General features: G+C 70.2%; 9 protein-coding genes. 5 read left to right on the plus strand and 4 right to left on the minus strand.

The features are described 5' to 3' along the window. Nucleotides 1-532 (plus strand): SDR family NAD(P)-dependent oxidoreductase (locus tag VFF46_RS34670; protein ID WP_325041478.1); only part of this gene is annotated, 532 nt, incomplete at its 5' end. 2 nt (nucleotides 533-534) lie between these two features. Here VFF46_RS34670 and VFF46_RS34675 read toward each other — a convergent pair. Both VFF46_RS34675 and VFF46_RS34680 read right to left on the minus strand, forming a co-directional pair. Further along, nucleotides 535-1,083 carry an NUDIX hydrolase family protein gene (locus tag VFF46_RS34675; protein ID WP_325041479.1) on the minus strand — a complete coding sequence of 183 codons (549 nt, stop codon included), beginning with the start codon at nucleotides 1,081-1,083 and terminating at the stop codon, nucleotides 535-537. Between the two features lie 14 nt (nucleotides 1,084-1,097). Further along, on the minus strand, nucleotides 1,098-1,766 hold the full coding sequence (locus VFF46_RS34680) for an AraC family transcriptional regulator (protein ID WP_325041480.1): 669 nt from the start codon (nucleotides 1,764-1,766) through the stop codon (nucleotides 1,098-1,100). Nucleotides 1,767-1,884: 118 nt separating this feature from the next. Between VFF46_RS34680 and VFF46_RS34685 the strand changes: the two genes are divergently transcribed. Both VFF46_RS34685 and VFF46_RS34690 read left to right on the plus strand, forming a co-directional pair. Beyond that, nucleotides 1,885-2,646 (plus strand): phytanoyl-CoA dioxygenase family protein, encoded by a 762-nt coding sequence (locus VFF46_RS34685; RefSeq protein WP_325041481.1) that lies wholly within the window; start codon nucleotides 1,885-1,887, stop codon nucleotides 2,644-2,646. A 29-nt stretch (nucleotides 2,647-2,675) separates the two neighbouring features. Continuing rightward, entirely contained in the window at nucleotides 2,676-3,908 is a 1,233-nt protein-coding gene (locus VFF46_RS34690; protein WP_325041482.1) for an MFS transporter, read from the plus strand. 6 nt (nucleotides 3,909-3,914) lie between these two features. Here the strand turns inward: VFF46_RS34690 and VFF46_RS34695 are convergent, their stop codons facing one another. Beyond that, nucleotides 3,915-4,664 (minus strand): hypothetical protein, encoded by a 750-nt coding sequence (locus VFF46_RS34695; RefSeq protein ID WP_325041483.1) that lies wholly within the window; start codon nucleotides 4,662-4,664, stop codon nucleotides 3,915-3,917. 55 nt (nucleotides 4,665-4,719) lie between these two features. Here VFF46_RS34695 and VFF46_RS34700 point away from each other — a divergent pair, with 55 nt between their 5' ends. Next, complete coding sequence (locus VFF46_RS34700) at nucleotides 4,720-5,364, plus strand: IclR family transcriptional regulator (RefSeq protein ID WP_209698258.1); 645 nt, start codon at nucleotides 4,720-4,722, stop codon at nucleotides 5,362-5,364. Nucleotides 5,365-5,414: 50 nt separating this feature from the next. Here VFF46_RS34700 and VFF46_RS34705 read toward each other — a convergent pair whose 3' ends face one another. Next, complete coding sequence (locus tag VFF46_RS34705; RefSeq protein WP_325041484.1) at nucleotides 5,415-5,885, minus strand: Lrp/AsnC family transcriptional regulator; 471 nt, start codon at nucleotides 5,883-5,885, stop codon at nucleotides 5,415-5,417. 153 nt (nucleotides 5,886-6,038) lie between these two features. Here VFF46_RS34705 and VFF46_RS34710 point away from each other — a divergent pair. Further along, nucleotides 6,039-6,668: VOC family protein (locus VFF46_RS34710; protein WP_325041485.1), on the plus strand; the 630-nt coding region annotated here is incomplete at its 3' end.

Raw genomic sequence — 6,668 nt, forward strand, 5'->3', positions numbered from 1 at the left:
GTCGGTACGGGCGGCGGCGACGGAGGTCGAGTCCGCGTACGGCCGGCTCGACGTACTCGTGAACAACGCCGCGATCATCCCGGCGGGGGACGGGGCGGTGTCGGAGGTGGCGCGCGACGTACTGCGGTCCGCGTTCGAGACGAACGTGATCGGGCTGGTCGGGGTGACGCAGGCGTTTCTGCCGCTGCTCCGGAAGGCGGAGGCGGCGCGGGTCGTGAACCTGTCGACGTCGCTGGCGTCGTTCACGCAGGTCGGGGACCCGGAGTCGCGGATGTCGACGGTGCTGACGCTCGGATACAACTCGTCGAAGGCGGCCGTGAACATGGTGACCGTGATGCTCGCCAACGAACTGCGCGGCACCGGCATCCTGGTCAACGCCGCCGACCCCGGCAACTGCGCCACGGACATGGGCGGCTGGACCGCCGCCCGGACGCCCGCGCAGGGGGCAGCAGTCGCGGTCGGGCTGGCGACGCTGGCCGCCGACGGTCCGACCGGGCAGGTGTACGCCGAAGAAGGCCGCCTGCCCTGGTGAGGTCAGACGATGGCGCCGGACCAGGCGAGGGCCTGCTTGAGGAGCTGGCCGCGGCCGCCCTCCAGGTCGTTGAGCAGGCTCGGCGCCAGCGCCTCCTCCGGAGTCAGCCAGGTGAGCTCGAGCGCGTCCTGACGCGGGTTGCACTCGCCGGTGACCGGTACGACGTACACCAGCGCGACCGCGTGCTGACGCGGGTCATGCAGCGGGGTCATGCCGGGGAACGGGAAGTACTCCGCGACCGTCACCGGGACCAGCGACGCGGGCAGCCGGGGGAACGCGGCCGGCCCGAGGTCCTTCTCGATGTTGCGCTGCAGCGCGTCGCGGATCGACTCGTTGTGCAGCACCCGCCCGGAGACCAGCGTACGGATGATCTCCCCGGTCGCGGCCGAGGTCCGAAGCAGGACCCCGATGTGCTCGATCTGCCCCAGCGCGTCGACCCGGGCCGGGACGGCCTCGACGTACAGGATCGGGACCCGTGTCCGGGTCTCGGCGAGCGCGAACTCGGACAGCCAACCGGGATTCGGATCAGGCGTTTGCAGCGACGACGTCATACGCACATCTTTGCCTACGGTCTGAAAGCGGCCCGGTACTGGGATGGACTCAGTCCGAATGTCGAGCGGAATCGCCGGGTCGCGTGGCTCGGGTCGTGCCAGCCGACCGCCGCGCCGATCGTCGCCACCGGCAGCTCGGTCTCGATCAGCAGGCCCGCCGCGCGCTCGGCGCGGATCCGGTGCAGGTACGCCATCGGCGACATCCCGACGGATTTCCCGAACACCCGAATCAAGTACCCAGGCGCAAGGTGGACGCGAGCCCCCAACTGCTCGAGTGTCCAGGGCTCGGCCAGGTCAGCCTCCAGCACTCGCATCGCCTGCTGCACCGCCGGATGCATCGCAGGCCCCACCGCCACGCCCGCGCCCGCCGGCCGCGCGCCTCCTGGTACCAGCGCCCCCGACAGCAACCCGAACACATCCGGTCCCAGGTAAGCGTTGCGGACTACCAAACCGGTGCATTCGACGTACCCGTGCCACTCGCCCGGACGAATCACCACCACCGAGTCCGGCCCCAGTTCCACCTCACCACCCGCCGACACATGCGTCCCGCGGCCCGCGACCACCACCGCGATCTCGAAGAACGCGTGACTGTGCACCGCCACGTCCGCAACGACCTCGATCCGCTCCCCGGCCACCGGCAGCCGCGGATCCGGGAACACCTCACTGCTCAGCACGTTGTGCACCAAACCTCCCAGGAGGTCAATTTCAGTCAACCTCAGGTCAACCACATCCTGTCCCCGGAAGGCCCGCCCCGCGAGGCTGGAATCACCTTCCAGTACGACGGAATCCGAGGAGCACCCGATGACCACGACCGACCCTACGGCACCCGCAGCGCTCGACGAGCAGACGATTTCCGCCTACCGCCGGGACGGCGTCGTCCGGATCCGGAACATCATCGGCCGCGACGAGGCAGCCCGGTTCGCGGCGGCGGCGACCGCCTGGACCGCGAACGCCGACGACAACTTCGAGGGCTCGAAGATCTTCAACCAGTACGTCAACGTCTGGCGGCAGAACGACGTACTCAAGGAGCTCACGCTGGACCCGCGGCTGGCAGCGGCCGCGACCGCGCTGGCCGGCGTACCGGTGCGGATCTGGCACGACCAGCTGCTGGTCAAGCCTCCGCACAACGGCGCCGCGACCGAGTTCCACCAGGACGCCCCGTACTGGCCGCACGCCGGATCCCGCGCCTCGCTGTCCGCCTGGATCGCGCTCGTCGACGTACCTGTGGAGCGCGGCTGCATGACCTTCATCCCCGGCTCGCAGAACCACCAGGACCTGCGCAGCCAGGACCTGTCCGACCGCGACGACATGTTCCGCGCGGCACCCGACCTGCGCTGGGAGGAGCGCCTGACGATCCCGCTGCGGGCCGGCGACTGCACCTTCCACAACGCGTACCTGGCGCACTCCGCGACCCCGAACCTCACCGACGACCCGCGGATCGCGCACGTGAACATCTACTTCGACGCGGAGGCGACGTACACCGGCGCCGGCCACGTCGTCACCGACGGCCTCGACCTGCCGGTGGGCCGGCCACTCGAGCACGAGCTGTTCCCGCGGGTGTGAGCGTTTACACCGTGGCATAAGTTGTCAGCGTGCGTCTGCTCACCGACATCCGTCCGCTGCGTGAGTCCGCCGACTTCCGGAGGCTGTGGATCGGGTCGACGGTGTCGCAGCTCGGTCAGCAGATGACCGCGGTGACCGTCTCGATCCAGGTGTACGCGCTGACGCACTCGACGTTCGCGGTCGGGCTGGTCGGCCTCTGCTCGCTGGTCCCGCTGATCGTCTTCGGGCTGTACGGCGGCGCGATGGCCGACGCGATCGACCGCCGTACGCTCGCGCTGGTCTCGTCGACCGGGCTCTGGCTGCTGTCCATGGTCCTGGTCCTGCAGTCGCACCTCGGCTGGGCCCAGGTCGGAGTGCTGTACGCCGTGGTCGCCTGCCAGTCGGCGTGTTTCGCGGTGAACAACCCGGCCCGGTCCGCGATCATCCCGCGGCTGATCCGGCCGGAGCTGCTGCCGGCCGCGAACACGCTCAGCCAGGCCGCGTTCAACCTGGGCTTCACCGCCGGGCCGTTGCTCGGTGCGGCGGTGATCGCCTGGCAAGGGTTCGCGGCGGCGTACCTGGTCGACGTGATCACGTTCACCGCGGCGCTGTACGCGCTGTTCCGGCTGCCCCGGGTCGCGCCGACCGGCGAGGTACGGCGGGCCGGGCTGCGGTCGGTGCTCGAGGGGTTCACGTTCCTGCGCGCGGCACCAGCGCTGCTCGCGACCTTCCTCGCGGACATCCTCGCGATGGTGTTCGCGCAGCCGCGGGCGCTGTTCCCGGCGGTGGCCGGCGCGTTCTTCGGCGGCGGCGTGCGGACCGTCGGCGTACTGCAGGCCGCGCCGGCGATCGGGGCGCTGCTCGGCGTGCTGTTCTCCGGGTGGGTGACCCGGGTCCGCCGGCAGGGGGTGGCGATCGTGCTGGCGATCACGGCGTACGCCGCGGCCGTCGGGCTGTTCGGGTTGTCCCGGACGATCTGGCTCGGCGTCGCGCTGCTGGCGATGTCCGGAGCGGCCGACATGGTGAGTTCGGCGTACCGGAACACCGTGTTGCAGTCCGCGGCGCCGGACGCGATGCGCGGGCGGCTGCAGGGGGTGTTCATCGTGGTGGTCGCGGGCGGGCCGCGGCTCGGCGACTTCGTCGTCGGGACCACGTCCTCGCTGACCAGCCCGACGGTCGCGCTGCTCGGCGGCGCCGCGGTCTGCATCACCGGGCTGCTGATCCTGCTGGCCCGGAACCGGCCGTTCCGGGTGTACGACGCGCGGACCCGTGCGCTGAGCTGAGGCCGCTCAGCCGCCGGTGGCGAGCTTCCCCAGCACGGTGAACCAGGAGTCCATGTCCGGGTTCACCTCGGTCATCTCCTTGCCGCCGACCGTGACGATCTTGCGGTCGCCGAGCGGCTTCTTCAGCTTGACCGGGGTCAGCGAGATGTTGCTGTCCGGCGGGCACGGTACGTCGCTGTCCAGGTAGATCTTGATCTCGGTGTCGGACTGCTCGACCCGCAGGTCGCTCACGCACTTGCCGCCGGCCGGGACCAGCAGGTTCGCCTCGTCGTACTTCGGGGCGTTCTGGATCCACTTCAGGTACTTCGGCCGGTTGCCCTTCACGAGCTGGTAGTACTGCAGCGGCTGCGGGGACTTCTCCTCCGCGGTCCCGGTGCCGTCGCCGAGGAACGTGCCGTAGATCATCTCGTAGCACGGGTCCTTGGTGTCCGGGCCGTCGATCGCGCCGAACGCGCGGGCCGCCTTGTAGCAGCCGACCGCCTCGCGGTTCAGCGAGATGTTGAAGCCGACGATCGCGAGCGCGCCGACCACCATCGCGATCGCCAGCATCCGGCGGGACCGCAGCTGCTGCGGACCGAGCACCCCGGCCGCCCGGCGGGTCTCCTCCGGCGTGGCGTCGGCCGGCAGCGCCGTACTGCGGAACAGCGCCATGATCGAGCTCGTCCACTGCGGGTTGATGATGGTCGGAACGGCATAGACCAGAATCAGGCCCACGATCACCAGGACGGCGGGGAGCAGCGACCAGTAATTTCGCACGGCAGCAAGATACGGGCCCATCGGGCCGTGCCCGAATAGCGGATACTCTTGCTGGGTGCCAGCCGAGACCTCGCAGACGCTCGACCGGGGACTCACCGTCCTCGAGTTGCTGGCGGACGCCCCGGACGGGCTCTCCATCACCGAGCTCGCGGCGGCGCTGGGGGTCAGCCGGACGGTGGTGTACCGCCTGGTGAACACGCTGGAGCTGCACCGGCTGGTGCGGCGGGACAGCGAAGGGCGGGCCCGGCTCGGTCTCGCCGTACTGCACTACAGCCGCCGGGTGCAGCCGACGCTCCGGGATGCCGCGCTTCCGGTACTGCGTTCTTTGGCCGAAGACACCGGCGCCACCGCGCACCTGACAGTTGCCGACGGTGAAGAGGCGCTGGCGATCGCGGTCGTCGAGCCGAGCTGGACCGATTACCACGTGTCCTACCGGATGGGCTCCCGCCATGCGCTGGACCAGGGTGCCGCCGGCAAGGCGATCCTGGCCGGCCGCCGCAAACCCGACCCCGCCGGCCGCCCGTTCGTGGTAACCGCCGGCGAACTCCAAGCCGGTGCCCAAGGCGTCTCCTCACCCGTCCTCGGCGTCCCCGGGGTCGAAGCCTCCATCGGCGTGGTCGTCCTCGGCAAACTCGACCGAGACTTCGTCGGCCCCCGAGTAGCCCGAGCCGCAGTCGAGGTCGCCAAGCGCCTCGCCTGACCCGCTCCACAGGCACCCACACGCCGGGTGGTCGGTGGGGAGCGGGGGTGTCAGGGTTTGGTGGCTGCCTCGACCAGGGGGAGGACTCGGTGGGGGATCTGTTCGGCCAGGGCGATGACGGTCGAGGCGCGCTGGATGCCGCGGACGATGACCACCTGGTCGATCACGCGTTGCAGGTCCGCGTTGGAGCGGGCGACTATCCGGCACCAGAGGTCCTCGGCGCCGGTGATCGTGTGGACCTCGAGGACCTCGGGGATTCGAGCCAGCGCCTCGGCGACCGCGGTGTGGCCGGAGCCCTGTTCGATCTGCAGCGTGGCGAACGCGGTCACGGGGTAGCCGATCGCGGCGGTGTCGATGTCGGGGCCCCAGCCCCGGACGACGCCGTCGCGTTGCAGGCGGTCGAGGCGGGCCTGCACGGTGCCTCGCGCGACACCCAGGCGGCGGGACGCCTCCAGTACGCCGACCCGCGGCTCGGCGGCGAACAGCCGCAGGATCCGGGCATCCAGCGCGTCCACCGACATGCGAATCCTCCGGTAATAGTCAGACTGACCAAATAGCCTACCAACACCCGCACGATGCTGTGCATATTGCCTGGTCAAACAACAAACTGTTGCGCAACCTGCGCTCAAACAACAAGGCTCGGTGGCAAGTACCCGCGACCCGGGAGGACCCCGATGACCAGCACCGACCTCACCCCCGCAGAGCTCGACGCCGATCTCGACCTCGACCAGTTGAAGCAGCTCGTCGGTCTGGTGCCGTACGACGAGAGCACCGACCCGTTCCCGGTCACCGCGATGGACGCCGTGGTGTTCGTGGTCGGCAACGCGACCCAGACCGCGAAGTGGTACCAGCTCGGCTTCGGCATGGACCTGGTCGCGTACTCCGGCCCGGAGACCGGCAGCAAGGACGCGAAGTCGTACGTCCTGAAGTCCGGCTCCGCGCGCTTCGTGATCTCCGGCGGCGTCGGCCCGCGGAGCGCCCTGCTCGACCACCACCGCAAGCACGGCGACGGCGTCGCGGACATCGCCCTCGAGGTCCCGGACGTGGACAAGTGCATCGCGCACGCCCGCAAGGTCGGCGCGGTCGTCCTCGAGGAGCCGAACGACGTCACCGACGAGCACGGCACGGTCCGGCGCGCGGCGATCGCGGCGTACGGCGACACCCGGCACACGCTGATCGACCGCAGCAGGTACGACGGACCGTACCTCCCGGGCTTCGTCGCCGCGCAGACCCAGGTACAGCGCCCCGCGGACCACCCGAAGCGCCTCTTCCAGGCCGTCGACCACGTGGTCGGCAACGTCGAG

The organism is Kribbella sp. (genome assembly GCF_035655035.1).
In the GTDB taxonomy this organism is placed as follows: Bacteria; Actinomycetota; Actinomycetes; order Propionibacteriales; family Kribbellaceae; genus Kribbella.